The sequence below is a fragment of the Caulobacter endophyticus genome (genome assembly GCF_029543245.1).
In the GTDB taxonomy this organism is placed as follows: domain Bacteria; phylum Pseudomonadota; class Alphaproteobacteria; order Caulobacterales; family Caulobacteraceae; genus Caulobacter; species Caulobacter endophyticus_A.
Map to the genome: position 1 here is coordinate 37,679 of NZ_JARQWV010000020.1, position 26,179 is coordinate 63,857.

The window sequence follows — 26,179 nt, forward strand, 5'->3', positions numbered from 1 at the left end:
TCAGGAGGCCACGCCCGTGAACAAGCCGCTCGCCGCCGACGACCCCTACGCCCGCACCGCCCAGATCTTCCCGGTGCTGCCGCCGGAAATGATCCAGCGGCTTTCGGCCTACGGCGCCGAGGAGGCGGTCACGCGGGGCCAGGCGCTGTTTCGGCGCGGCGATCGGCGCGCCGACTTCTTCCTGGTGCTGGAGGGCGAAGTCGGCATCACCCGCAGCGGCGAGGAAGGCGACGACGAGATCCTGACCATCCACCGCGCCGGCCAGTTCAGCGGCGAGCTGGACCAGGTCAACGCCCGGGCGGTGCTGGTCGGCGCCCGGGCCCTGACCGAGGGCCGGGTGGTGCGGGTGGCCAACAGGGACGTGCCGCGGATGATGGCGGCCGAGCCCGACATCGGCGAGATCGTCATGCGGGCCTTCATCCTGCGCCGCATGGGCTTTCTGCACCACGGCGAGGCCGGGATCGTGCTCATCGGCCGTCCCGACGACCCCGACACCCTGCGTATCGAGCGGTTCGCGGTCCGCAACGGCTATCCGCTGCGGCTGGTCGACGTCGAGAACGACGAGGGCGCCTCCGGCTGCCTGGGTCGCCATGGCCTGGCCGTGGCCGACCTGCCGGCCGTGGTGCTTCCCGATCGCAGCCTGCTGCTCAATCCCGACACCATGCATCTGGCCGACCGCCTGGGCATGACCGAGCGCTTCGATCCGAAGGAGGTGTTCGATGTGGCCGTGGTGGGGGCCGGTCCGGCAGGGCTGTCGGCGGCCACCTATGCCGCGTCGGAGGGCCTGGCCACGGTGATCCTGGAGGGTCTGGCCCCGGGCGGCCAGGCCGGCGCCAGTTCGAAGATCGAGAACTATCTGGGCTTTCCCACCGGCATTTCGGGCCAGGCCCTGGCCGGCCGCGCCCAGGTGCAGGCCCAGAAGTTCGGGGCGCGGCTGGCGGTGTCGCGGGCCGTGGTCGGGATCGAGTGCGACAAGCGCCCCTACCGCCTGAAGCTCGAGGACGGCCAGACCCTGCTGGCGCGGGCGGTGGTGATCGCCTCGGGGGCGCGCTACCGCAAGCTGGACGTGGCGGGCTACGACCGCTTCGACGGCCAGGCCATCCACTACGCCGCGACCGCCATGGAGTCGGACCTGTGCCGGGGCCAGGCGGTGGTGGTGGTCGGCGGCGGCAATTCGGCCGGCCAGGCGGCGATGTTCCTGTCGCGCACCGTCGGCCACGTGCACATGCTGGTGCGCGGCGAGGGGCTGGCGGCGACGATGTCGGACTATCTGGTCCAGCGCATCCAGGGCTCGGCCCGCATCACCCTGCATCCGTTCAGCGAGGTCACCTGCCTGACCGGCGAGCGAACCCTGCGCCAGATCGGCTGGACCGACCGGCGGACCGGCCAGGAGACCGTGGTCGACGCCGGGGCGCTGTTCGTGATGATCGGCGCCGAGCCCAATACCGACTGGCTGCGCGGGTGCCTGGACCTGGACGACAGCGGCTTCGTGCTGACCGGCGAGAGCGGTCGCGCCCCCACGGCCCGCTCGGCCTACGAGACCCACCGGCCGGGGGTGTACGCGGTCGGCGACGTGCGCGCGGGCTCGATCAAGCGCGTGGCTGCCGGGGTGGGCGAGGGCTCGGTGGTGATCTCGGCGATCCACCGCGACCTCGAAGCCCTGCGGTCCGAGGAACTGGTCCCCGCCTAGAACCGCGCGACGAGCGTCGCTTCCAGCCGACGCTTCAGCGGATCGTCGTCCGACCAGCGGTCGAAGAGGTTGCGCACGCCCAGCCGCAGCTCGGTCTCGGACGCGCCGGGCGGGGTGGGCAGATCCCAGCCGACCGACAGGTCGACCGTGGTGCGTTCGGGCAGCGCTGTCGGAAGGTTGGCGTCGATGTAGCGGACGGTGGCCGAGGCGGCGAAGCGATCGGTCGCCCAGCGGGCGCCCACCGCACCGCGCCACTCGGGCGTCCCGCCGTCGGGGGTGCGCTTGTAGGCGCCGCTGTCGGGCGGGACGTAGCGGGACAGGGTCGGCTGCCAGGTCAGGGCGGCGGTGAGGCTCAGCCGCCCGCCCGCCAGCTGGAGGTCGTGCTCGGCGACTATGTCCACCGACTCCAGCAGGCTGGAGCCGGTGTTCTCGCTGAGATCGCGCACCTCGATGATGCGCCCGCCCGTATAGCCCTTGGCGCGGTCGGCGTCGGTGAGCGGCGCGCGGACGACGGCGCCGGGATAGCGGGCCTCGTTGAGGATGTAGAAGTCGACGCCCCGCCTGACCTGGACCATCAGGTCGTGGCCCTCGATGCGGGTGTAGTCGACCGACAGGCGCGTGCGCGGCAGTAGCGGCGAGGCCAGCACCGTGCCGACCGAATAGGTGCGCGTCTGGTCGGGCCGCAGGTCGGGCGGTGCGCCCTGGACGTGCCAGAACCATCCCTCCGAATAGATGGGGTGGCTCGGGTCGCGCTTGGGGTCCGCCAGGCTGCTGGAGCTGGTGAAGGCGCTGAGCGACAGCATGCGGGGTTCGGGCAGTTGCCCCCCCGAGGCGAACGAGCCGCGCAGGATCAGGCCGTCGAGGGGCTCGGCCTTGACGCCGATCAGGTAGAGGTCGGCGGCCTTGTTCATGCGCAGCCAGGGCGACGCATAGGCGATCCTGACGCGGCCGGTCTGGCGACGCACCGCCGCCTGCAGTTCCAGGCCCCGGACCCCGACCACGCCGTCCAGCGGCGCCCGCAGTTCCGCGAACAGCGACCGGGTGCGGGAGGACAGGCCGCTGCCGGGCAGGTCGGTGATGTAGGGAAGGCTGTCGCTCAGTTGCTGGGCGGTCAGGGACAGGGTCAGGTCGCGATCCCCGATCCGGCCGATCGGACCGGAGGCGCGCAGCGAAATGTCCTCGAGGCGCGAGGAGCCGTAGGGCGCCGACGGCGCCCAGTCGGCGCTGTACTGATCAAGATCGGCCACGAACCTGGCCTGGTCGCCGAACGGGTTGGGCGCGGTGCGCCCGTCGCCGGGACCGACGCCGCTGGCGACGGCGGGCGATGCCTGGATGTCGAAACCGACGATGTCGCTGAGATGGCGGGCGCGGAGCGAGCCCTCGGCGTAGTCGACCCCGCCGCGCCAGCGGGCCGGCAGGTCGAATACGAGGCCCGCGGTGAAACGACGGGTGATCACCTTTACGGAATTGGGTCCGGCCGCGTAGGGCAGGGGCGCGACCAGCTCTATCGGCCCCGATCCCGAGATCATCGTCGCCGGACCCCGGCCCGGCGTCAGCGTGGCCGAAAAGGCTCCGTAGACGATGGGGTAGGTGTCGAGACTGGAGAGGTAGATGTAGTCCAGATAGGCCTCGGCCCCGCGCCACAGTCGCTGGCGCAGGTTGACCAGCACCGCGTCGGTGCGGCTGTCGGTGGACAGCAGCCGGTCGCGATGGGCGGGCGCCAGGCCCGGGGCCGACTTGCCGGCGTTCCGGATAAGCACCGTCTCGATCGGCGTCGAGCCGTCGTAGTCGGCGGGGATGTAGGTCTTGGTCATCGCCACGCCGCCGACGACGAAGGGGCCGTTCACCCCGAGCAGGGTCGTGCCGTTTCCCGATGGGCGCGAGTACCACTGGCCCGGCCCGAGGCTGGATCCGTCGAGCGGCGCATAGGCTTCCTTGCGGTCGCCGATCGCGACGCCGTTGAAGCGTTTCTGGCCGTAGCTGACCATCAGCGCCGTGTCGCCGTCGTCGGTGCTGAAGCCCAGCCGGGCGTCGAAGCGGCCGTAATCGCCGTCGCCGCCCTTGCCCGAGCCGACGGTGGTCGAGACCTCGGCGCCGCGATAGTCGCGGTCGAGCACCAGGTTGACCACGCCGTTGACGGCGCCCAGGCCGTAGAGAGCGCCGCTGCTGGAGGTCAGAGTCTCGATACGGCTGATCGCCGCCAGGGGAATGGGGCCGACATCGGCCTGCACCAGCTCGGCCTGGCTGGGGATGAACGGCATGCGCCGCCCGTCGACCAGCACCAGGGTGGCGGCCATGGCGTTGGGGTCGCGGAAGGAGAACTTGGATCGCGACGGCGGCGTGCCGCGCGTGACCTGGGGCACCGCCTGCCGGCTGTCGCCGTTGCTGGTCAGCCAGGTCTGCAGGAAGTCGTCGGCCGAAAGGGCTTGGGCGGCGCGCAGCGTGCTGCGCTCGAAGACGCGATAGGGTTGGATGTCGTCGGGATCACGCCGCTGGTCGACGTTCTGGGTGCGCACGCCCACGACCAGCAGTTCGGGCAGGGCGGTGGGAGCGGATTCGACCACGGCCAGCTCGCCGCGGCGCGGCCGCACCACATAGGCGTCGGCCTCGAGGGCCTCGAACTCCAGGCCCGATCCCGCCAGCAGACGCTGCAGCGCCTCGTCGGGCGTGAGACGGCCCCGCAGGGCGGCCGACCGCCGACCGCCGACGGTGGCCGAAGAGACCAGGATGTCGATGCGAGCCTGGCGGCCCAGCTCGGCCAAGGCGCGGCTGAGCGGCTGGGCGGGCACGGCCACGGTGACCATGCGCTCGGCCGCCAGCGCCGGCGCGGCCAGCGCCCAGGCGCAAGCGAACGCCGTCAGTCCACAGAGTAAATCGTGTCGTTCTCTAGAGGCCACCCCGACCCGCCCTGATGTCGCTCGCCGGCCTTACGGGCGAGAGTTTTGAAGATCATCTGGGCAATAGGGCGAACGTCGTTCTCCGGGCAATACCCGAATGGGTACCGCTACCCCTCCACCCACCGTTTGATCGGCCGGGGATGCGGCGTCTTGTAGGCCGTGAGGTCGAACATCACCTCGTCGACATAGCACCAGCCCCAGCCCTCGGGCGGGTCGTAGCCCTCGATGATCGGGTGCTGGGTGGCGGCGAAATGGGCGCTGGCGTGGCGGCTGGGCGACTGGTCGCAGCAGCCGACGTGGCCGCAGGCGCGGCAGAGGCGCAGGTGCACCCACCAGCCGCCGGTCTTGAGGCATTCCTCGCAGCCGTCGGCGCTGGGCGTCACGACGACGATGGTCGACAGGTGGGAGCAGCTCATCGGGTCGGCCTTTCTGCGCGGCGTCCGGACAGTCCGGCGATCATGCCGCCAGACCGCCCGGAGCGCTTGAGGTTCTCGACCCTTTCTTGGTCGGCCGATGCTACTTCTTCGGCTTGCGGGCGGCCTGGACCTCGATCTCGACCAGCATGCCGTCGGCGACCAGGGCGGTGACCTGGCTGGTGATGCGCGAAGGCTTGTTGGGCTGTTCGGCCGTGCCGAAGAAGGTCTTGTAGCCCTCCATCATGCCGGCGAAGTCCATCTTGCCGTCCTTGGCCGGATCGCCGACCAGCAGCACGCGCATCATCACCACGTCCGACAGGCTGGCGCCCTGGCTCTTGAGCGCGTCCTCCAGGCGCTTGATGACGCCGATGGTCTGGGTCTTGGTGTCGCCGAACTTGGCCACGCCCGTGGCGTTGGCGTCGACCACCGGCGGGGTCATGCCGCTGACATAGATGGTGTCGTAGCCGGCCGGCACGGTGACGACGCTGGCGATGGCCGACTTGGGGTCGCCGCCGCGGACGATCTCCTGGGCCAGGGCGGGCGTGCTGACGGCGGCGGCCGCCACGAGGGCGAGGGCGAGGCGTTTCATTGGGCGTTTCTCTCCTTGGAACTCAAACCTTGGACCGAAATCCTCGTCCTTCGACAGGCTCAGGAAGAGGATTTCTACTGCGGCGTCGAAGTCGCCCTCATCCTGAGCTTGTCGAAGGACGAGGGCGTAGACCTAGTGGGCCTGCAGGCCGCGGGCCTTGGCGCCGGCCTTGGACTGGGCGCGGGCGCTGGAGACGTCGGCGAAGCTGACCGGCTTGCCCTTGTTGCCCCAGGCGGTGCGGACATAGTTCAAGAGACCTGTCAGCTCGGCGTCGGACAGGTCGTCCTTGAAGGCGGGCATGCCGGCCCGGCCGTTGAGCACGACATTGGCCATGGTCTTGCCGTCGCCCTGCACCAGCGGCGAGCCGGCCAGGGCCGGGAAGGCGCCCTTGACGCCCTTGCCGGTGGCCTGGTGGCAGGCCGAGCAGTTGTCGGCGTAGAGCGTCTGGCCGGGCGGGGCGGCGAGGGCGGACGAGGCGGCGCCGGCGACGAGGCCGAAAACGGCGAGCGCCGGGAAAGCGTGGCGAAGCATCAGGTCTCCGAAGGTCTGGATGGGGTTCGTCACGCGGCGCGGACGCGGGCGTGCAGCTTGGCGATCTGCTGCCAGGCGGACTCGATGGCCCCGGCCTGCCAGCCGCCGAGATAGCTGAGGTGCTCGCCGGCTAGGTAGAGGCGGCCGTCGGGCTCGCACAGCACCGGATAGGCGGTCTTGCGGCCTTCCTCGCCCCACTCGGCCCAGCCGCCCAGATTGTGCTCGGCCAGGTGCCAGCAGAACGAGAAGGCGTTCTCGTAACTGTCGGCGTATTCGGGGAACACCTTCTGGCCGCCGGCCACGGCGAAGGCGGCCCGCTCGGCCGGGCTCTTGGCGCTGATCCGCGCGGCCTCGCCGCCGAACGAGTAGTAGCCCAGCAGCACGCCCTTCTGCGACTGCCAGCCGGTGGAGGGCAGGCTGATCGTGCCGATGCCGGGCATGTCGTTGTAGATGTGGCCGCCGTAGATGAAGTGGTCCTCTTCCCAGAACCTGCGCTTCATCTGCAGGCCGATCTTGTTGACCGGGGCGTAGGCCACGCCCTCCATGGCCGCCTTGAACGGCTTGGACGCCTGCAGATCGACATTGCGCAGCACGCTGAGCGGGATGGTGCAGATGCAGTAGTCGGCGACGACCTCTGCCTTCTTTCCAGCCGCGTCGCGGTAGCCGATCTTCACGCCCTTGGCGTCCTGGCCGATGGTCTCGACCACGCAGGAATAGCTGATCTTGTCGGCGATCTTGCGTTCGAAGGCCTTGGCCAGCTGGTCCATGCCGCCGATCGGCTGAAGCATGGTGCGCTGCTGCTCGTAGCCGGCGACCGAGGTCAGGGTGCGCCAGGCGCCCGAGTGCAGCACGTCGGCCATGCTGCGCGGGGTCGAGGGCTTGCCCGGGCCGGGCGAGACGCCGGCGCCGGGGTGGACGTCGAAGCCGCGGCCGTCGGTGCCGGTATAGGCGAGATCCGTGGCCGACAGACGGCCCTCGTTGACCATGTAGGCGACGAAGAGGTCGCGGTCCTGGGCGGTGAGTGCGCCGTCGAGGCCGCCTTTGGACGCGACCTTGGCCATCAGCTCTGCGGCGTGGCCGCGGGCGTCGGCGGCGATCTCGCCCTTGCGGACCGGCTTGCCCTTCAGCGGGCCCTCGCCCTTCTCGAAATAGACATAGGCGGCGTCGTTGTCGTTGACGAAGCTCTCCAGCGGCACGCCGAAGAGCTTGGTGTAGTGCAGCGTCGAGCGGTGGTGGTACGGGATCCGCCAGGGGCCGTGGTTGATGTAGAGGCCCTCGTCGAACTGGCAGGTCTGGTCGTTGCCCAGGAGGTCGACGTGGCGGAAGCCCTTGCGGGCGGTCTGGCAGCGGCCGCCGGCGAAGTCGCGGGCTTCCAGCACCTGGACCTCGTAGCCGTGCTTGGTCAGTTCGTAGGCGGCGGTCAGGCCCGCCAGGCCAGCGCCCAGCACCACCACCTTGATCCCCTTGCCGCCGCCTTCCAGCGGGGGCGGGGCGGCCTGGGCCGAGGCGAAGCCGTAGCCCAGGGCGTCCATGCCGGCCATGGCCAGCGACACGCCGCCATAGGCGGCAAGGCTTTCGAAAAACCGTCGGCGCGTCAGAACCGCGCCAGATGCCGAAGTCGCTCGACCGTCCATACGCTACCCCGTGCTGTCCGCCTGCCGGAGTTTCCGGCGGCGGGTCCATCTCGAAATCCCCGTCTTTTCGGGGCAATCCCTTTAAGCCGGCGAGGGCGGACGACCGGTCGCGGAACGGCGTTGTGCCGCGCGCTTGGGCGCCCTGATCGCGGCTTGTGCGAAGTTGGGGCGCGAGGACCGCGCCCCGTGGAATCGCCGCCGGAAAAGGGAGCCGGGCGGACGCCCGGCTCCCTCGTTGCCGATGCGATGGAAGGGCGACCTAGAAGGTGTAGGTCAGGCGCCCGTAGTAGTAGCCGCCGTTGATCCCGAACGGCGAGAACGCCGGGTACTGGGTCACGCAGCCGCCGCCGGAGGCGACGCAGGCCGACTGGAAGGCGGCCGAGAACTTGTCCGGATACTCGTTGAACAGGTTGTTGGCGCCGATCGCGGCCACCACGCCGACCGGGAGCTTGTAGGAGATTTCCAGGTCGGTGAGGGCGGTGGCGCTGACCACGGTGTTGAGCAGCGGACCGGTGCCCGGGTCGGCCAGGGCCGAGGCCTTGCCGTAGAAGGTCTCGGTCAGGCTGACGGTGACGGGGCCGAAGCTGTAGAGGCCGTTGAGGCCGATCTTGTACTTGGGCGCGGCGGTCTCGAGCAGCGAGGCGGCGTTGCCGGCGAACAGCACCTGGCCGGTCGGGAAGGCGGTGCTGGTCACGCCCAGCGCGGCCGGCGCCGACTTCACCTTGGTGATCTTGGTCTTGTTGTAGTTGCCGCTCAGGGTCCAGTCGATGCGGCCGTAGTCGCCCAGGTCGGTCGGATAGGTCACCACCACGTCGACGCCCGTGGTGCGGGTGTCCAGGCCGTTGGAGAAGATGTTGATCCCGGTGCTGGTGACGGTGTTGTCGAGGACGTTGCCGTTGGCGGCGATGGCGGCGTTGACGTTCGGGTTGACGATCACGCCGTTGCGCATGCCGTAGACCGAGCTGGAGCCGAAGATCCGGTCTTCCAGCTTGATGCGGTAGACGTCGATCGTGGCCGTCAGCTTCGGGATCGGATGGGCCACGACGCCGAAGCTGTAGTTGGTGGACTTCTCGGGCTTCAGCTTCTCGATGCCCAGCAGGGCGGCGGCGGCCGAGTTGGGGGCCAGCTGCACGAAGGCCGAGGTCGGCGAGACGTTGGTGGCCGAGTAGAACGACTCCGCCAGGGTCGGGGCGCGGAAGCCGGTGCTGACCGTGCCGCGGACAGCGAACATCTCGTTGAAGTCGTAGCGGCTGGTCAGCTTGCCGACCGTGGTGTCGCCGAAGTCGCTGAAGTCCTCGTAGCGCAGGGCCACGTCGACCTTCCACGGCGTGACCGGCGAGACGGCCAGGTCGGTGTAGAGCGCCCAGCTGGTGCGGCTGTGTCCGCCGGCGTCGGTCTTGGAGAAGCCCGGATAGGACTGGGAGCCTTCCTTGTAGGTCGAGGCCGCGTCGCCGGCGCCGATCGCATAGGTGTCACGGCGCTGCTCGACGCCCAGGGCGACGTCGAGCGGCGTGGCCAGGCCCACGTCGAAGCCGCGGGAGAGATCCAGGTTGTTGGTCCACTGGGTGGTCTGCCAGCTGCCGGCGTGGAACGAGGTGGGGGTGAAGCCCTTGGTCGTGAGGGTCGAGGTGTCGGTGTAGAGGCTGGCGTTGGCCGAGTCCTCGACGCGGACCTCGATGTCGTCCTTGCCGTAGGTGGCGCTGAGGTCGAGGTTCCAGCCGGCGACGACGCCGGACAGGCCCAGGGTCAGGGCGTAGTCGTCCTCGATGATCCGCTCGCGCGGGCTGAAGCCGTTGGGGAAGGGCCGGTCGGCCGCGCCCATCCTGCCCTGGATGCGGTTGTAGCGGCGATAGTTCTCGTAGGCCGAGGCGTCCTTGTGGCCGTAGGTGCCGAACGAATAGACCTCGAAGTCGCCGGGCAGCTCGACGCCGCCGTTGAAGGCCAGGACGTGCATCCGGTACTCGGCGTCGCCCGAGATCAGGTTCAGGTTGGGATAGCCCTTGATCTGGCTCTCGACGGCGTTGTTGGCGGCCGAGTAGGCGGTGCTTGCGGGGTTGTAGACCCGCTGGTCGGGCAGGCCGCGGTTGGAGAAGCCGTGGTATTTGCTCTCGACCGTGAAGTTCAGATAGCTGTTCTCGGTCGGGGCCGTGCCCAGGTTGGCCGAGAACGAGGCGGTCTTGCCGCCGCCGTCGAAGTACTCGCCGCCGGTGACCGAGATCGCGCCGCCCGATTCCGACTTCTTGAGGATGATGTTGACGACGCCGGCGATGGCGTCGGTGCCGTACTGGGCCGCGGCGCCGTCGGTCAGCACCTCGATCCGACCGATCGAGGCCATCGGGATGAAGCCGAGGTCGGCGGCCGCAGCGCCCTGATAGGGGCCTGACAGCACAGCGAAGTTGCCGGTGGTATGGCGGCGCTTGCCGTTGATCAGCACCAGCGCCTGGTTCGGCGACAGGCCGCGCAGGCGCGCCGACAGGGTCAGGTTGGCGGTGTCGCCGCCGAAGGCCTGGGCGTTGAACGACGGGACCAAGTTGGCCAGGCCCAGGCGCAGGTCAACCTGACCCGTGCGCTCGAGGGTGGCGGTGTCGACCACCTGGACAGGGGCCGGGCTGTCGGCGACCCGCAGGCCGGTCTGGCGCGTGCCGGTGACGATGACGGTGTCGAGTTCGACGGAAGGATCAGGCGCGGGCTCGGCCGCGTGCGCGACGGTCGAAGTACCCAGAGCGATCGAAAGAGTCGAAATGCTCGCGGTTAGAATCTTTTTGAGATTATTGTTCACTAGTGCCCCTCTCCGCATAGTCAATGCATGACTGATGGCTCCTTCGTGGGGTCCGCCCTAATCGTGTTCTTGTTATTGGAACGCGAATACTAGACTGAACAGCGGTTTTCACCGCGGCTCAGCGTTGATCAGGCGGATGAGTTCGGCAATGGGGGAGGCGGTCGCGAGCGGCTTTGCGGGCCCACTTCGTATACGCTCGCCACATTTCAGGGCGCCGCCCGGAGGTTTCCGCAAGGCGCTGATCACAGGCTCGGCAACTGGGATAACGTCGTTTGATTGTGCGCGCACGACGACGTCCACGGCGTATTTCCAGCCTGTCACACGCCGAGGGCGAGGAACTGGGGTGACCGCTGTCGCCGGACGGTCATGGACGGGCGCTAGAGGGGGCGCTTTCCCGATTTGCCAGCGCCCGGTTTCTCACGATGAAGACGCGCCTTTCGCTCCTGCTCGCCGCCGGTCTGCTGGCCATCGCCCTGCCGGCGGCCGCCGCGCCGGCTCCGGTTCCGCCGCTGATCCAGAACGGCGGGACCTGGGTCGCAGGCCACGTGCAGGGCGTCGCCGTCGATCGCAAGGGCGGCTACGTCTACTACTCGTTCACGAACCTGCTGGCGAAGTACGACTTCCAGGGCAGGCTGGTGGGGACCCTGGTCGGCTGGACCGGCCACCTGGGCGATCTCGACTTCAACCCCGAGGACGGCCGGCTGTACGGCTCGCTGGAGTACAAGAAGGATCAGGCCTTCTACATCGCCGTGATTGACGTCTCCCGGCTGGACAAGGTGGGCGTCGAGGCGGCCAGGAGCGATCTCTTCCGCACCGTCTACCTGCCCGAGGTGGCCAAGGACTACGCCGCCGACCTGAACGGCGACGGCAAATTCGACGGCGACACGGCCAGGACGGCCGACCATCGCTACGGCTGCTCGGGCATCGACGGGGTGAGCTTCGGGCCGGCCTTCGGACGCGCCGACGGGCCGCGCTACCTGACGGTGGCCTACGGGATCTATGGCGACGAGGGGCGGACCGACAACGACCACCAGGTGCTGCTGCAATACGACGTTTCCGCCTGGGCGAAGCTGGCCCGGCCGCTGTCGGAGGCCGCACCGCACCACGAGGGGCCGGCCGCGCCGCGCGACAAGGTGTTCGTGCGCACCGGCAACACCCGCTTCGGCGTCCAGACCCTGGCCTATGACGAGACGCAGAAGCGGTGGTTCATGGGCGTGTACCAGGGCGCCAAGCCGGCCTTTCCCAACTATCTGCTGTTCGCGGTCGACGCGGAGGCGCGGCCGGTGACGGGCGATCTGGTCGGCGTGCCGGGGCCGGGCGGCAAGGGCTGGGAGCAGGGCAGGGTGCTGCCGCTCGCCGCTGACGGCCTGAAGGACGAGGCCAGCGGCGTGCGCGGCTGGAACCAGAAGGCCGACGTCGGCTTCCAGCCGATCGGCGGCGGGCTCGTCTATGTGGCGGCCAATTCCAAGGTCGACGGCCGGCAGACGGCGGACCTGACCCTGATGCGCTGGACGGGCGATGCGCGGCGGCCGCTGGCGGCGGCGACAGAGGCCGACCTGCGCTCGCGCTCCGCGAGCGTCCGGCACTGACTGTCACAAACGGCGTCTAGGCAGGGCGCCGACTCGCTACGGGTCCACCAGCGGAACAGGCCAGCGGAACAGGCATGACCGGCGCCGACAGGGAAAGACAGCGATGGTTCGTGCGCAACGTGCTGCCGCACGAGCCGGCCCTGCGCGGCTGGCTGTCGCGCAGCACGCCGGCGGGCGTCGATCCCGAGGACGTCATCCAGGAGGCCTACACGATCCTGGCCGAACTGGAGACGGTCGAGACCATCCGCTATCTCCGGGCCTATCTCTTCCAGGTGGCGCGCTCGGTGATCATGCGCCACGTGCGGCGGGCCAGGATCGTCTCGATCCACGCGGTGGGCGACCTGGAGCGGCTGGACCATCCCGACGACGCCGCCTCGCCCGAACAGCACGCGCTCGACAGGGACGAGCTGCGGCAGCTGGCCCGGGCGATCGCGGCCATGCCGGCCAAGGTTCGCGAGGCCTTCGTGCTGCGGCGGGTGGACGGGCTGTCCCAGCGCCAGATCGCCGAGCGCATGCGGATTTCGGAGAATACGGTCGAGACCCACATATCGCGCGGCGTTTCGTTCTTGATTGATTGGTTCGGCCGTAGCGGAAACAAGCGGTCCCAAACCTCTAGTACAGTGGATGCGGAGATCGCCTCGCCAGATGGCCGAACGAGACACCAGTCGAGACATTGACGAAGCGGCGTCCAACTGGACGGCGCGGCTGGATCGTGGGCCGCTGACTCCGGAGGAAGACCAGGCGTTTCAAAGCTGGCTGAAGGGCGATCCCCGCAGCCGGGGCGCGCTGCTGCGCGCCCAGTCGCTGTTCATGATGAGCGAGTCCGCCCAGGCCCTGGGGACGCATTACGATCCGGCGGACTTCCGGGAGCCGACTGCGCCGAGGCGCGGCCTGTCGCGGCGCGGGGCCCTGCTGTGGGCGGGCGGTGCGGGGGCGGCCGCCTCGTTGGCCGCCCTGGCCGTGGGCGTGCCGGCGGCCGGCGCGGTGACCAGCACCCGGCGCGGCGAGATCCGCCTCGTGCCGCTGAAGGACGGCTCGACCGTGCTGCTCAACACCGACAGCCGCATCCGCGTGCGCTATGGCCGGAACGAAAGGTTCGTCGCCCTGGTCAGGGGCGAGGCCTATTTCTCGGTGGCGCGCGACGAGCGGCCCTTCGTGGTCGAGGTCGACGGCCGCCGGCTACGCACCAGCCAGGCGGGCTTTCGCGTGCGCAAGCTGGCCGCCGATCCGGTGGATCTCCTGGTGCAGCAGGGACGGGTCGACGTGACCATCCCTCGGCTGACCGCGCCGGCCGCCAACCTGGCGCTGGACGGCAATACGCGGCTGGTGATGGCCGACCTCGTACCGCGCCCGCAGCCGATCACCCCGGCGGTGGTCACGCGCGAACTGGCCTGGCGCGAGGGCAAGCTGGCCTTCGAGGGCGAGAGCCTGAAAGAGGCGGCCGAGGCCTTCGCCCGTTACAGCGACACCCGCATCGCGATCCCCGATCCCACGTTGGCGCGCGAGCCGGTGGCGGGCCTGTTCGCGGCCAACGACCCCGTCGGTTTCAGCCGCGCCATCGCCCGGGTGTTCGACGCCCGGCTGGACCACAAGGGCGACCTGGTCGTCCTGAGCCGCGCTTCGGCCCCGACGGGCGCCTCGAACTGAGAATTTTTTGTGACCGGTCACGGAAGCCCGCGGCCGGCGGCTCTCAACCCGCGACGTCGCGATCTGGGCGACGATTGGGGGCTGACTGCCGATGACTTCCCGCTACTCCATCCTCGCCTGCGGCGTCGCCGCCGTGGCGCTCGCCGTCGCTTCGCAAGCCCAGGCGCAGGACCGCGACTTCGACATTCCGGCCCAGCCGGCCGTGCGCGCCATCCCCGAACTGGCCCGCCAGGGCCAGGTGCAGATCGTGGCCCCGGCCCGCCTGCTGGACGGCGTGCGCACCCCCGCCGTGAAGGGCCGCATGGACGTGCGCACCGCCCTGTCGCGCCTGATCGCCGGCACGTCGCTGCGCATCGACAGCGACGACGGCCAGGTGATCACCCTGAAGTCGGTCGGTCCGGCGGCGAGCCGTCCGTCGGCGGCGGTGGGCTCGGGCGTGGTGCGCGGCAAGGTGCTGAATACCGCCACCGGCCAGTACGTGCGCAACGCCGAGATCCGCGTCGAGGGCACGACCATCGTGGCCTTCTCCGAAGACGGCGGCGACTTTCGCCTGACCGGCGTGCCGGCCGGCGAGGTGACGGTGGCGGCCAAGTACGCGGGCCTGGAGACCGCCCGCACCGTGGTGACGGTGGAGCCCGGCCAGACGGCGGCCGTCACCTTCGAACTGACGGCCTATGCCGCGGCCGGCGGCGACGCGGTCGAGGCGGTGACGATCACCGCCGCCCGCGACGGCCAGGCCGCCGCCATCATGGAGCGCCGCGCCTCGACCAACGCCAAGAACGTGGTGGCCGCCGACAACTTCGGCGCCCTGACCATGGGCGACGTCGGCGAGTTCATGAAGAATATGCCGGGCGTGTCGCTGGACTATACCGAGGTCGACGCCACGGCCGTGCGCATCGGCGGCCTTGATCCCAAGTACTCGACCTTCACCACCGACGGCGCGCGCATGGCCACGGCGACGTCGAACAACAATTCGGGCCGCCAGAACTCGTTCGAGCAGATGTCGATCACCGGCATCGACTCCATCGAGCTGAACAACACCCTGCAGGCCAGCATGGACGCCGACAGCCCCGGCGGCTCGATCAACCTGCGCAGCAAGTACGCCTTCCAGCGCAAGAGCCGCCTGCTGCGCTTCCAGATCGGCGGCGTGGGCACCTCGGACTCGACCCTGTCGCGGCAGTACCTGCCCGACGACAAGAAGCACATGACGATCTATCCGTCGGCGCAGATCGGCTATGGCGACGTGTTCCTGGATGGTCGTCTCGGCGTGGCGTTCAACGCCAGCTACAACGCCAACTTCGTCCAGCAGGACCGGGTGCAGACCGACTGGTCCTACCTCGCCGACGGCCGGGTCATGCCCTACCAGGTGATGTGGCGTCCGGGCCCCAAGCTGACCAGCCGCAAGGCCGCCAACCTCAGCGTCGACTACAAGATTAACGACAAGCTGGCGCTGTCCCTGCGCAGCACCTACTCGTTCTACGACGTCGAGTACTTCAACCAGTACACCTACCTGATCTTCGGCACGACGACGGTGTCGCGGGCGACGGCGGACTCCACCCCGACCCACATCGTCGTGAACCCCAGCGGGACCAACACCCGCCTGCACACCCAGTATTCGCACCGCTATGCCGGCACCCCGGCCTGGGTGTTCGCGCCCAAGCTGGAATATCGCGGCGACACCTTCGAGGCCCTGCTGCGCGCGAACTATTCCAGCTCGCAGTTCAATTTCGAGGACAACGACCAGGGCTTCTTCGTCCGCACCGACAGCTACCTGACCCGCATCGGCTTCACGCTGGATCGCGCTTCGGAGGACTCTAACGCCTGGACGATCAAGCAGACCGCCGGCCGTTCGTGGAGCGACCCGGCCAACTTCAACCGCGACGACGACATCGGCAACAACATCCGCACGTCGCAGTCGAACGCCAACAACCAGATGTATGGCGTGAACCTGGACCTGAAGAAGCAGCTGGCCATCGGCGACGTGCAACTGAAGCTGCTGGGCGGGGCTGCCTTCCGCACCAACATGTGGAAGACCAACGAGGGCTCGTACAAGCAGTTCCAGTATGTGGGCGCCACCGGCGACCTGACCCAGAAGGCGCCCGAGGCTGTCATTCCCTGGACCCAGAACTATCAGTTCAAGATCCACGGCTTCGACGCCGGCAACATGAACGAGCAGGGCTGGCGCGCCGACAACAACTACGCCGTCTACGACATCTACCAGGCCCATCCCGAGTACTTCGTGCCCGACACGGTGGGCAACCTGAAGCGCCAGCTGGATAACAACAAGAAGATCGGCGAGGAGGTCAGCGCGGCTTACGTCGAGGCCCAGCCGCGCCTGGGCAAGGCCCAGTTCGACCTTGGCCTGCGCTACGAGAAGACCAAGACCCAGGCGCGCGTCGCCGACATCCGCTCGGCCAAGGAAGTGGCCGCCGCGGGCCTGTCGACCAGCACCGTCGAGGGCCTGATGTACCAGTACCGCAACGGGACCTACACGACCCGCGAGGGCGAGTACGACGACTGGTTCCTGAGCGGCGGGGTGAAGTACGACTTCAACAAGCGCCTGGTGGGCCAGGTGGCCTTCAGCCAGTCGATCCTGCGGCCCGACTACGGCAACCTGGGCGGCGTGGTGGCCGTCGACGACAACAACCTGATCGTCACCGTGCCCAACCCGCTGCTCAAGCCCGAGCACTCGACCAAGTACTACGCCAGCCTGCTGTACTACCTGGAGCCGTCGGGCGTGGTCGGGATCTCGGCCTACCAGCTGGACGTCAAGGACATGCAGGTCACCGGCATCACGGTCGACCCCGAGGACGTCGGCTACAATCCGGGCGACTACGCCGGCTACACCTTCCGCAGCGCCCAGAACCTGCCGGGGACCAGCACCAACAAGGGGATCACGCTGGAGTACGACCAGCAGCTCAACTTCCTGCCGGGCGCCTGGCGGGGCCTTGGCCTGCGGGCCTCGGTCACCAAGATCGATCCCGACGGCGAGCGCGTGAACCTGCCCAAGACCTCGGCCAACTGGGGGCTGCGCTACAGCTACGGCAAGCTGGACCTGCAACTGACCGGCAACTGGCAGGACGCCTACCGGACCAGCGCGCTCAGCAACACGCCGACCACGGCCAACAACGGCATCCTCTACCGGGCCGAACGTCAGCTGTGGAACGTCAGCGCCAGCTACAAGATCAACAAGCGCTTCGAGGTCATGCTGGCCGGCCGCAACATCTTCAACGAGCCGGACATCGTCTATTCGAACGTCCGCAGCCGGGTGCAGCAGTACAGCATCTACGGCTCGATGTGGAACGTGGGCCTGAAGGGCGTCTTCTAAGGCGCTTTCGGCTCCCCGGCGGCCGCGTTCTTCCCCTTCGCGCGGCCGCCCCCCTTTTCTTTTTCTCGTCATTCCTTCGTTCTGATCGAAGAGGTCTTTCGTGGTTCTGCACATCGATCGCCGCGGCCTGGTGCTGGGCGGCCTGGGCCTGGGCGCCCTGGTCATGCCGGCCGGTCGCGCGGCCGCCCAGCAGCTGCTGGGCGCCAGCGGCTTCACCCATAACGTGGCCAGCGGCGAGCCGGGGCCGGACAGCATGCTGCTGTGGACCCGCTACGTCCCAGCCGGCGACGCCGGCGTCGTGACACTGCAGGCCGAGGTGGCGCTGGACCAGGCCTTCGCCAAGGTGGTCGCCGGGGGCGTCGTGCGCACCGGGGCCTATCGCGACTGGACCGCCAAGCTGACGGTCGACGGCCTGAAGCCCGGCACGGTCTACTGGTACCGCTTCGTGGCTCCGGACGGTTCGAAGTCGCCGGTCGGCCGCACCAAGACCCTGCCGGTCGGGCCCGTGTCGCGCTTCGGCCTGGCGGTGTTCTCGTGCTCGAACCTGCCCAACGGTTACTTCAACGCCTATGGCCACGCCGCCGCCCGCCAGGACCTGGACCTGTGGCTGCACACCGGCGACTACATCTACGAGTATGGGGTCGGTTCGACCCGCGAGGGCGACTGGGCGCAGGGCCGCAAGGAGCAACTGCTGCCGGTCACCGAGATCCTGGCGCTCGCCGACTATCGCCTGCGCTACGCCAGCTACCGCGCCGATCCTGATTTGCAGCGCCTGCACCAGATGGCTCCCATGGTCGCCCTGTGGGACGACCACGAGTCGGCCAACGACAGCTGGGAGGGCGGGGCCCAGAACCATCAGCCCGACAAGGAGGGCGACTGGAACGTCCGCCGCGCGGCGGCCATGCAGGTCTATCGCGAGTGGATGCCGGTGTCGGACGAGCCGTGGAAGGCCTATCCGATCGGCGCCCTGGCCACGCTGTACCGCACCGAGTCCCGCCTGCTGGGCCGCACCAAGCCCGCCGACCTGGGCGCGGCGTTCAAGGCGGCCGATCCGGACGCGGCGCTGAAGGCGTTCCGCGACGGGGCCTGGCGCGATCCTTCGGCCACCATGCTGGGCTCGACCCAGGAGAGCTGGCTGGCCCATGAGTTCAAGGCTTCGTCGAAGGCCTGGCAGCTGGTCGGCATGGGCACGATCCTGGGCCGCACCGTGATGCCCAAGGACGCGCTCGACTGGCTGCGCCCCGAGGTCGCCGACAAGAAGGTCGCCGGCTATCGCAACAACATCCGCGCCGCCCGGCAGGGCGTGCCGATGTGGATGGACCGCTGGGACGGCTATCCGGCCGCCCGCTCGCGCCTCTTGAAGGCCGCCCAGGCCGCCGACACCGACCTCGTCATGCTGTCGGGCGACAGCCACAACGCCTGGGCCTATGGCCTGGTCGAGGACGGCCGCCCGGCCGGGGTGGAGTTCGCCGGCCAGGCCGTCACCTCCAACGGCATGGAAGGCGACATGGGCGCCGACCCCAAGGTCGTGGCCCAGGGCTTCATGGCCGCCAATCCCGAGCTGAAGTGGGCCGACACCAGCCGGCGCGGCTACATGATGATCGAGGTGACGCCCAAGAGCGTCGCCGGCGAATGGCTGTTCCTGAAGACCATCAAGGCCCGCTCGACCGAGCTGGCCGGCAGCCACCGGATGCGGGTCGACCGCGGCCGGCGGGTGTTTGCGGCTTAGAGCGGACATCCATCCTGCCACCGAGTTTCCCCGCGAAGGCGGGGATCCAAGCTGCATTTCAGGAGACGGCGCGGCGGCGCGCTCCCCGCAGACTCTGCTTGGGTCCCCGCCTTCGCGGGGAAGGACGGATTGGGGGGCGGTCGTCGGTTGAACCGCGATCCGCCCTAAAGCGGCGTGCGCATCATCCGGTCGACGCGGGCGGCCAGGTCCGACACCGCGAACGGCTTGGTCAGCACCTCCATGCCCGGCTGGATGTGGCCGTGGTTGAGGGCGGCGTTCTCGGCGTAGCCGGTGATGAACATCACCTTCAGCCCGGGCCGCAGGGCCCGGGCGGCGTCGGCGACCTGGCGGCCGTTGAGGCCGCCGGGCAGGCCGACGTCGGTGATCAGGAGGTCGAAGCGGGCGTTGGATTGCAGCAGGCGCAGGCCGGCCGGGCCGTCGGCGGCCTCGGCGCAGGCGTAGCCCAGCTCCTGCAGCGCATCGACGATCAGCATGCGGACGGTCGGCTCGTCGTCGACCACCAGCACGGTCTCGCCGGCCGCCGCCGGGGCGGGCAGCACGGCGTGGACGTCGGTCTCGGGCGCGGTCTCCTCGCCGAAGTGGCGCGGCAGGTAGATGCAGACCATCGTGCCCTGGCCGACCTCGGAATAGATCCGCACGTGGCCGTGCGACTGGCGGGCGAAGCCATAGACCATCGACAGGCCAAGGCCCGTGCCTTCGCCCATCGGCTTGGTGGTGAAGAACGGGTCGAACACTCGGTCCTGGATCGACTTGTCCATGCCCACGCCGGTGTCGCTGACGCAGACGCAGACATATTGGCCCGGCTCCATGCCGCGCTCGTCGGCGGCGCGGCGGTCGAGCCACTTGTTGCCGGTCTCGATGGTGATGCGACCGCCGTCGGGCATGGCGTCGCGGGCGTTGATGCAAAGGTTGAGGAGGGCGTTCTCCAGCTGGTTGTCGTCGACCAGCGTTGGCCACAGCCCGGCCGCGGCCACCGTCTCGACCTTGATCGAAGGGCCGACCGTGCGGCGCACCAGCTCGACGAAGTCGGCCATCAGCCGGTTGATGACGATCGGCTTGGGCGACAGGGTCTGGCGGCGCGAGAAGGCCAGCAGGCGGTGGGTGAGGGCGGCCGCCCGGCGCGCCGCGCCCTGGCCGGCGGCCAGGTATTTCTCGACGTCGCGCGAGCGGCCCTGCGACAGGCGCGTGCCGATCATCTCGAACGAGCCGGAAATGCCCGACAGCAGGTTGTTGAAGTCGTGGGCCAGGCCCCCGGTCAGCTGGCCGACGGCCTCCATCTTCTGGGCCTGGCGCAGGGCCTCCTCGGCGTCGCGCAGGCGCTCCTGCTCCTCCAGCCGCGCGGTGACGTCGTAGACGAACTGGTAGGCGCCGGCTTGCAGGCCCATGTCGTCGCGCAGGACGCCGAAGCGCATCTCGTAGAAGCGGCGGTAACCGTCCGGATCGCCGAAGGCCTCGACCTTGACGAACTCCTCGCCCGCCAGGGCCCGCGACCACACCGCCCGCACCTGGGCCTGGTTGTCCGGCTGGTCGGCCAGCAGGTCGATCATGCTGTCGCCGACCCGGGGCGTGACGCCGAACACCTGCTCGAACTCGCGCGCGGCCGCGCCGTTGACGGCCAGCCAGCGGAAGTCGTTGTCGACGACCTGTACAAGGGCGGCCGTGCCCTCGACGATGTCGGCCAGCACGCGGCGCTCGGCCAGGGCGGAGGCCACGCGCTGCTCCAGCGTCTCGTTCAGCCGGCGCAGGGCCAGCTCGGCGCGGCGGCGCTCGGTGACGTCCTGGAACAGCACCGCCACCTGCCTGCGCTCGGGCGGCTCGATGCGGAACGAGGAGAGGGAGAGATAACGGCCGGTGGCCACCAGCTCCTGTTCGAAGCGGATCGGCTCGCCGGTGCGCAGCACGTGGCCGTAGCGCGCCACCCAGGCGTCGGCCTCGTCCGGCACCATCTCGCGCAGCTTCTGGCCGACCACGTTCGGGATTCCGGCGTGGCGAGCATAGGCGGCGTTGGCGTCGATGTGGATGTAGTCGCTGTCGGGGCCGTGCGGGCCGTCGAGGAACTCGATGATACAGAAGCCCTCGTCCATCGAGTCGAACAGGGTGCGGTACTTGCGCTCGCTGTCGGCGCTGGCCTGCAGCGACAGGCGCAGGTCGAGCTGGTTCATCACCTGGCGGGCCAGCACCTGCAAGGTGCGCTGCTGAACGGGTGACAGGTCCTTGGGCGCAGTGTCGAGCACGCACAGGGCGCCGATCGGCAGCCCCTCGCGGGTCACCAGCGGAGCGCCGGCATAGAAGCGCACGTGCGGCGCCTCGGTGACCAGCGGATTGCTCGCGAAGCGCGGGTCGAGCGTCGCGTCGGGCACCAGCAGCAGATCGTCTTCGAGGATGGTCCTGACGCAGAACGAGCGGTCCAGCGGCGTGCCGTCGACGCCCAGGCCGATCTCGGCCTTGAAGAACTGGCGGTGCTCGTCGACCAGGCTGACCAGGGCGATCGGAACGCCGCAGATCTCGGCCGCGAGAGCGACGATCTCGTCGAAGGCGGCTTCGCGCGGCGTGTCGAGGATGTCGTAACGACGGAGCGCCGCGAGGCGGCGAGCCTCGCGTTCCGACGGATCGGCGGCGTGCATACGGACTGAAGGCCCCCGATCCCCAGGCTGCGTCGGCTTCCCGACGCGGACGCGCGGGCTCAGACGCTTAGACGCATGGCGCGTTCAACGGTTCCACGCAACCAAGGCAAAGCTTGTTGAGGATCGTTTCGGTTCAGCCCCAGCCTTCCGACACGCCGGCGCGACGGGCCACGGGCTTGATCGCCGACAGCTTCTGCGAGGGCTGCGGCTGGTCGGCCGGCTTGCCGTAGAGCCAGCCCTGGGCGAAGTCGACGCCGGCCTTGCGGACCACGTCCTCGACCTCGGCGGTCTCTACCATCTCGGCCACGGTGCGGACGTTGAGGTCGCGGCACAGCTCCACCAGGCGGCGGACCATGGCCCCGTCGCGGCTGTTGCCGGCCAGCTCGCGCACGTAGCGACCGTCGATCTTGACGATATCGAGGGTCAGTTCCTGCAGATAGGCGAACGAGGCTGCGCCGGCGCCGAAATCGTCGAGGCAGACCAGCGAGCCCATGCCCCGCAGCGACTGGATGTGGCGGTTGGCGCGCGGCAGATCGTCGATGGCGCTGGTCTCGGTGACTTCGAAGATCAGCTTGCCCTTGGCGGACGGGGTGGCCGTCAGCAGGCGGCCGATGTGGTCGACGAAGGTCTCGCTGACGATGGTGCGGCCCGAGACATTGACGGCCAGGCGCACATTGCCGGTCCGGTCGGAGGCGATCCGGCGCACCGCCTGCTCGGCGATGGCGTGGTCCAGCTCCTCGATGATGTCGAATTCCTCAGCCATGCGGATCAGGGCGAAGGGGCTGGCGCCGTCCTCGAAGCGCACAAGCGCCTCGTGGTGGTGGGCCTGGCCGTTCGAGAGCTCGACCACCGGCTGGTAGGCCAGGGTGAAGCGCCGCTGGCTGACGGCCGCGCCCAGGGCGCCGGCGCGGGCCAGGGTACGCTTGACCGACCGGTTCATCGCCTCCGACAGCGTCATCGGCGGGGTTTCCTTCAGGCCCTCGCGCAGGAAGTCGTCCAGGGCGTAACGCAGGGCCCGCAGGCCGCGCGACGAAGTCCCGCCGTCCAGCGGCACCACGTGGGCGCTGGCGTCCAGGGCGGCGATCCGGGTCAGGCGGGCGGCCAGGGCGTCGGGCCGGTCGTCCTTGGCCCGCAGCAGGGCGAAGCGCTCGGGCGAGACCTGGGTGGCCATGGCTCCGGCGTGGCTCTCGGCGCGCACGGCGCCGGCGATCTTCATGTCGAGGGCGAGGGCTTCGGGCGGGGCCAGGCCCTCGCGCAGCGCCGCCAGGCCCGCGAACTCGACCATGGCCAGCTCCAGCTCGAGCCCTGTGACCCTCGCCGCTTCGAACAGACCCTTGGCGATCTCGTCGAAATTCTCGCGCGGGCGCAGGCCGACGGCGTCCAGGCCGCCGGCGGGGGCGCGGGCGGCGGTGATCGCCACCGAGGTACGTCCGAAATTGTCGGGGAGGGCCCGCAGAGTGACTCCAACGAAGCGCTCCGGCTCGCCGGCGACGCGGACGGTGACCGGTCCCCGGCGCTGACCGTCGTCGAGAGCCGAAAGCGCGGCGTCCATCAGCGGGCGGTCGGCAGGCGTGAACAGGTCGCGCCAGACGCGGCCCATCAGGGAGACCTCGGACTTGCCCATGATCTTCTGCGCCGCGCCCAGGGCGAGGCTGACCCGGTCGCCCTCGAGTTCGAGCAGCAGGTCGGCGCTGGTGAAGGCTAGGCCCAGCAAGCGGCGTGGATCGATCGACAAAGGACAGAGCTCCCCCAGAGGGGGCCATCCTGACCGGTCTTAGCTTAAGGACCCGTGCATGGGGCGGGTTTCGAGAGCCGCGACAGCCGGTCGCAGAAGCGATCGGACGAACGAAAAAGAACATCTTGCGAACATAGAACAAAATGTGTACGTGTTAATCATTCCACAGGCGGTGGGCGTAGCGGCGCCCGAACTTCCGGCCCAGCGGTCGGAATCATGGAATAAGGCGATCATCCAATGACCAGTCAGGCGGCTTTGAAACTCGTGGGCAAGGAAGAAGGCGACAAGGCGCGGGCGCTAGAGGCGGCTCTGGCGCAGATCGATCGGGCCTTCGGCAAGGGCTCGGTGATGAAGCTCGGCGAAAAGGGCAAGGTCGAGATCGAAGCGGTCTCCACCGGCTCGCTGGGCCTCGACATCGCGCTCGGCATCGGCGGCCTGCCGAAGGGTCGGGTGATCGAGGTCTACGGCCCGGAAAGCTCGGGCAAGACGACCCTGGCCCTGCACGCCGTGGCCGAGGTCCAGAAGGCGGGCGGCACCGCCGCCTTCGTCGACGCCGAGCACGCGCTCGACCCGTCCTACGCTCACAAGCTGGGCGTCAATCTCGACAGCCTGCTGGTGGCCCAGCCCGACAACGGCGAACAGGCCCTCGAGATCACCGACACCCTGGTGCGCTCGGGCGCGGTCGACATCGTCATCGTCGACTCCGTGGCCGCCCTGACCCCGAAGGCCGAAATCGAAGGCGAGATGGGCGACAGCCTGCCTGGCCTCCAGGCCCGACTGATGAGCCAGGCGCTGCGCAAGCTGACCGGCTCGATCAACAAGGCCAACACCATCGTCCTGTTCATCAACCAGATCCGTCACAAGATCGGGGTGATGTACGGCAGCCCGGAAACCACCACGGGCGGCAACGCCCTGAAGTTCTACGCCTCGGTGCGCCTGGACATCCGCCGCACCGGCTCGGTCAAGAACCGCGACGAGATCATCGGCAACAACGTCCGTGTCAAGGTGGTGAAGAACAAGGTCGCCCCGCCGTTCCGCGAGGTCGAGTTCGACATCATGTACGGCGAGGGCATCTCCAAGCTGGGCGAGATCATCGACCTGGGCGTCAAGGCCGGGATCATCGACAAGGCCGGTTCCTGGTTCTCCTACAACAGCCAGCGTATCGGCCAGGGCCGCGACAACGTCCGTGAGTTCCTGAAGAACAACAAGGACCTGGCCAACGAGATCGAAACGGCCGTGCGCCGCGCCTCGCAGAAGATCGAGGAAGAACTTCTGGTCGGCGGCCCCGAGGAGGGCGACGAAGACTAAGGTTTCGGCGCGCGCCTGCGCCGAACGTCGCGGCCGCCGCCCGCCGAGGGCGACCCCGCCTTATAGCCCGCGGCGGCACGACACCGCCGTCGACGGCCGCGATCCCCGGACGCCTGGACCCCATGCCAGGCGTCCGATTTCGTTTGTCCTCCCCGTGCAACGGGGGAGGTGGCGCGGCGCCGGGGGCGCCGTGACGGAGGGGGCGACCGCCGCAAGGCCGATCGGCCAAGAGCCGGGCGGGGCTGTCCTGGACAGGCAGGGCCGGGGCCGTGCGTGCGCAGGCCCAGCCGAGCAGGCGGAGCGCCGTCGCCAAAGATCCTCCCCCTCTGGGGGAGGTGGCGCGAAGCGCCGGAGGGGGGCCGTTCTCAGCTTTCGAAGTACTGGTCGGCTTTCGCCTTGCGACCGATACGATCCCCTTCAGTCCCGTCAGCCGCCGATCTTCGTCCAAGGTCGCTGCACGCAAACGGGCCGGCCGTCGACCACCGCCACACGCGCCGAGCCGGGCGGTGCGTAGAAGGCCCGCATCTCGCCGACGCTGACCGCCAGGGCGATCGGACCGGAAAAGTCGCAGACCGGCGCCTCGCGCCGGCCGCCCGCCTGCGGATAGGTGCGGTGGGTGCACTCCATGTGGCCGGCCCGGCGCTGGATGGCGGCCCCGTCGAAGGTAAAGGTCATCGGCTTGCGCGAGCCGGCCGCGAAGGCGGCGGGCTCCAGCGTGGGGCAGGGCGTTCCGGCCAGGCTCCAATAGGCCTCCGCCGCCACGCCGGCTTCGCGCTGCTGCCCGGCGACGAAGGCGATCAACGGCGCGGCGATGACGACGGCGATTGCGGCCCAGAAAAGCCAGGCGCCGCGCTTGCGCCGCCCGGCGACCCGCACGGTCCCGATCGCCGCCGAGATGGCTTGCTCCTTCATGGCTCCTCGCTCAGACTTGGAGCCAAAGGGGCAGAGGGGCCCGACGCCATGGGCGTCGGGCTCTGCGAAGCGCGGCGCATGGCGTCGAGAAACCGCAGGCCGCTGGTCCAGGTTCCGAGCCGGTGGGCCGAAGCTCCGAATTGGTCCGCAGGAAGATCGGCGCGGGCGCGCAGCTCGGTCAGCGATCGCAAAGCCGTCATCCTCTCGACCTTGTCCTTCAGTCCTCGCCGGTCGAGGTCGGCGATCCAGTCGTCGGCGATCTTCCGCGCCGCCACCACGCGCTGTGCGCTGCAGAGGAGAAGGCCGGTCGGGCCCGCAACGCGATCGTCGAAGCACCTGGAAAAGGCTACGAACTCGCAGCGATCCCAGTCGTCTGGCCGGGCCGGGTCGGTGGCTTCCAGGCAGCTGCGCCAGGCGGCTGTTTCCGGCGGCGCCGAACAGGCCGGGGCGGCGGCGGCCGCGCAGCCCTCCCACCGTTCCAGGTCCCCGTCGGCCTGAGGGCCGCCGCCCACAGCTTCACCCAAAGCCAAGGCCAGCGCCACCGCGGTAATCATGCTGTTCCCCCTGTGAGCCTTGTCGATCGTAGCTTGAGCTCGCGCCGTCAGCCATTCCCAAGATTGCAGCTCCCAGGCCAAGATCCTTGGACATGGCCCCATGTCCGGGGCTCCGAGCGCTGGCCCCCGCCCGCCGGCTGTCGGCCGTTGACGAGGTTCGATTTCCACAAAGCTTGAAACCGCGCTATGCAGCCCC

General features: G+C 69.3%; 17 protein-coding genes and 1 pseudogene. 7 read left to right on the forward strand and 11 right to left on the reverse strand.

Annotated elements, in window-relative coordinates; translation table 11 throughout:
• Nucleotides 1–16 precede the first annotated feature (16 nt).
• A complete protein-coding gene (locus P7A99_RS18395) occupies nucleotides 17–1,690 on the forward strand; it encodes an FAD-dependent oxidoreductase (RefSeq protein WP_277795215.1) in 1,674 nt (557 codons plus the stop codon).
• On the opposite strand, the gene P7A99_RS18400 is transcribed toward P7A99_RS18395, so the two are convergent.
• The 6 genes from P7A99_RS18400 to P7A99_RS18430 all read right to left on the reverse strand — a co-directional run bounded on the left by P7A99_RS18400 (nucleotide 1,687) and on the right by P7A99_RS18430 (nucleotide 10,536).
• Nucleotides 1,687–4,494 (reverse strand): TonB-dependent receptor, encoded by a 2,808-nt coding sequence (locus P7A99_RS18400; RefSeq protein WP_277795216.1) that lies wholly within the window; start codon nucleotides 4,492–4,494, stop codon nucleotides 1,687–1,689. The two genes, P7A99_RS18395 and P7A99_RS18400, sit on opposite strands and share 4 nt — an antisense overlap.
• Before the next feature lie 200 nt (nucleotides 4,495–4,694).
• Nucleotides 4,695–5,003, reverse strand: a complete 309-nt coding sequence (locus P7A99_RS18405) for a UBP-type zinc finger domain-containing protein (protein ID WP_116487975.1) — start codon at nucleotides 5,001–5,003, stop codon at nucleotides 4,695–4,697.
• Between the two features lie 100 nt (nucleotides 5,004–5,103).
• Nucleotides 5,104–5,592: a RidA family protein gene (locus P7A99_RS18410; RefSeq protein ID WP_277795217.1), complete on the reverse strand. Its 489-nt coding sequence runs from the start codon at nucleotides 5,590–5,592 to the stop codon at nucleotides 5,104–5,106.
• Between the two features lie 132 nt (nucleotides 5,593–5,724).
• On the reverse strand, nucleotides 5,725–6,123 hold the full coding sequence (locus P7A99_RS18420) for a c-type cytochrome (RefSeq protein ID WP_277795218.1): 399 nt from the start codon (nucleotides 6,121–6,123) through the stop codon (nucleotides 5,725–5,727).
• A 29-nt stretch (nucleotides 6,124–6,152) separates the two neighbouring features.
• Nucleotides 6,153–7,757 carry an NAD(P)/FAD-dependent oxidoreductase gene (locus P7A99_RS18425; protein ID WP_277795219.1) on the reverse strand — a complete coding sequence of 535 codons (1,605 nt, stop codon included), beginning with the start codon at nucleotides 7,755–7,757 and terminating at the stop codon, nucleotides 6,153–6,155.
• A 259-nt stretch (nucleotides 7,758–8,016) separates the two neighbouring features.
• Entirely contained in the window at nucleotides 8,017–10,536 is a 2,520-nt protein-coding gene (locus P7A99_RS18430) for a TonB-dependent receptor plug domain-containing protein (protein ID WP_277795220.1), read from the reverse strand.
• Nucleotides 10,537–10,958: 422 nt separating this feature from the next.
• Between P7A99_RS18430 and P7A99_RS18435 the strand changes: the two genes are divergently transcribed.
• The 5 genes from P7A99_RS18435 to P7A99_RS18455 all read left to right on the forward strand — a co-directional run bounded on the left by P7A99_RS18435 (nucleotide 10,959) and on the right by P7A99_RS18455 (nucleotide 18,829).
• Complete coding sequence (locus P7A99_RS18435) at nucleotides 10,959–12,125, forward strand: hypothetical protein (RefSeq protein ID WP_277795221.1); 1,167 nt, start codon at nucleotides 10,959–10,961, stop codon at nucleotides 12,123–12,125.
• 74 nt (nucleotides 12,126–12,199) lie between these two features.
• Nucleotides 12,200–12,802 carry an RNA polymerase sigma factor gene (locus P7A99_RS18440; protein WP_277795222.1) on the forward strand — a complete coding sequence of 201 codons (603 nt, stop codon included), beginning with the start codon at nucleotides 12,200–12,202 and terminating at the stop codon, nucleotides 12,800–12,802.
• The gene (locus P7A99_RS18445) at nucleotides 12,771–13,772 is read left to right on the forward strand and encodes a FecR family protein (RefSeq protein WP_277795223.1); all 1,002 of its coding nucleotides are present in this window, start codon (nucleotides 12,771–12,773) and stop codon (nucleotides 13,770–13,772) included. Before P7A99_RS18440 ends, P7A99_RS18445 begins: the two co-directional genes overlap by 32 nt.
• 91 nt (nucleotides 13,773–13,863) lie before the next feature.
• Nucleotides 13,864–17,100 carry an outer membrane beta-barrel protein gene (locus P7A99_RS18450; protein ID WP_277795224.1) on the forward strand — a complete coding sequence of 1,079 codons (3,237 nt, stop codon included), beginning with the start codon at nucleotides 13,864–13,866 and terminating at the stop codon, nucleotides 17,098–17,100.
• Between the two features lie 100 nt (nucleotides 17,101–17,200).
• Nucleotides 17,201–18,829, forward strand: a complete 1,629-nt coding sequence (locus P7A99_RS18455; protein WP_277795225.1) for an alkaline phosphatase D family protein — start codon at nucleotides 17,201–17,203, stop codon at nucleotides 18,827–18,829.
• A 164-nt stretch (nucleotides 18,830–18,993) separates the two neighbouring features.
• Here P7A99_RS18455 and P7A99_RS18460 read toward each other — a convergent pair whose 3' ends face one another.
• The 3 genes and pseudogenes from P7A99_RS18460 to P7A99_RS18465 all read right to left on the reverse strand — a co-directional run bounded on the left by P7A99_RS18460 (nucleotide 18,994) and on the right by P7A99_RS18465 (nucleotide 23,209).
• Complete coding sequence (locus tag P7A99_RS18460) at nucleotides 18,994–20,646, reverse strand: ATP-binding protein (RefSeq protein ID WP_431307688.1); 1,653 nt, start codon at nucleotides 20,644–20,646, stop codon at nucleotides 18,994–18,996.
• Nucleotides 20,620–21,474, reverse strand: a pseudogene (locus P7A99_RS25255) (GAF domain-containing protein); the annotation flags it as partial. The pseudogene P7A99_RS25255 and the gene P7A99_RS18460, both read right to left, overlap by 27 nt.
• A 133-nt stretch (nucleotides 21,475–21,607) precedes the next feature.
• Nucleotides 21,608–23,209 (reverse strand): EAL domain-containing protein, encoded by a 1,602-nt coding sequence (locus P7A99_RS18465; protein WP_277795226.1) that lies wholly within the window; start codon nucleotides 23,207–23,209, stop codon nucleotides 21,608–21,610.
• Nucleotides 23,210–23,446: 237 nt separating this feature from the next.
• Between P7A99_RS18465 and recA the strand changes: the two genes are divergently transcribed.
• On the forward strand, nucleotides 23,447–24,517 hold the full coding sequence (gene recA, locus P7A99_RS18470) for a recombinase RecA (RefSeq protein ID WP_165256727.1): 1,071 nt from the start codon (nucleotides 23,447–23,449) through the stop codon (nucleotides 24,515–24,517).
• A gap of 426 nt (nucleotides 24,518–24,943) precedes the next feature.
• Here recA and P7A99_RS18475 read toward each other — a convergent pair whose 3' ends face one another.
• Nucleotides 24,944–25,429, reverse strand: a complete 486-nt coding sequence (locus tag P7A99_RS18475) for a hypothetical protein (RefSeq protein WP_277795227.1) — start codon at nucleotides 25,427–25,429, stop codon at nucleotides 24,944–24,946.
• On the reverse strand, nucleotides 25,426–25,983 hold the full coding sequence (locus P7A99_RS18480; protein ID WP_277795228.1) for a hypothetical protein: 558 nt from the start codon (nucleotides 25,981–25,983) through the stop codon (nucleotides 25,426–25,428). The genes P7A99_RS18475 and P7A99_RS18480 overlap by 4 nt, the downstream gene beginning before the upstream one ends.
• Between the last annotated feature and the right edge of the window lie 196 nt (nucleotides 25,984–26,179).

Excerpts from the sequence above, each read along its gene's own strand:
- P7A99_RS18425 (WP_277795219.1), bottom strand. The coding sequence starts at position 7,757 with ATGGACGGTCGAGCGACTTCGGCATCTGGCGCGGTTCTGACGCGCCGA.
- P7A99_RS18445 (WP_277795223.1), top strand. The coding sequence starts at position 12,771 with ATGGCCGAACGAGACACCAGTCGAGACATTGACGAAGCGGCGTCCAAC.
- P7A99_RS18400 (WP_277795216.1), bottom strand. The coding sequence starts at position 4,494 with ATGGTCACCGTGGCCGTGCCCGCCCAGCCGCTCAGCCGCGCCTTGGCC.
- P7A99_RS18450 (WP_277795224.1), top strand. The coding sequence starts at position 13,864 with ATGACTTCCCGCTACTCCATCCTCGCCTGCGGCGTCGCCGCCGTGGCG.
- P7A99_RS18410 (WP_277795217.1), bottom strand. The coding sequence starts at position 5,592 with ATGAAACGCCTCGCCCTCGCCCTCGTGGCGGCCGCCGCCGTCAGCACG.
- P7A99_RS18435 (WP_277795221.1), top strand. The coding sequence starts at position 10,959 with ATGAAGACGCGCCTTTCGCTCCTGCTCGCCGCCGGTCTGCTGGCCATC.
- P7A99_RS18405 (WP_116487975.1), bottom strand. The coding sequence starts at position 5,003 with ATGAGCTGCTCCCACCTGTCGACCATCGTCGTCGTGACGCCCAGCGCC.
- P7A99_RS18475 (WP_277795227.1), bottom strand. The coding sequence starts at position 25,429 with ATGAAGGAGCAAGCCATCTCGGCGGCGATCGGGACCGTGCGGGTCGCC.
- P7A99_RS18420 (WP_277795218.1), bottom strand. The coding sequence starts at position 6,123 with ATGCTTCGCCACGCTTTCCCGGCGCTCGCCGTTTTCGGCCTCGTCGCC.
- P7A99_RS18480 (WP_277795228.1), bottom strand. The coding sequence starts at position 25,983 with ATGATTACCGCGGTGGCGCTGGCCTTGGCTTTGGGTGAAGCTGTGGGC.
- recA (WP_165256727.1), top strand. The coding sequence starts at position 23,447 with ATGACCAGTCAGGCGGCTTTGAAACTCGTGGGCAAGGAAGAAGGCGAC.
- P7A99_RS18440 (WP_277795222.1), top strand. The coding sequence starts at position 12,200 with ATGACCGGCGCCGACAGGGAAAGACAGCGATGGTTCGTGCGCAACGTG.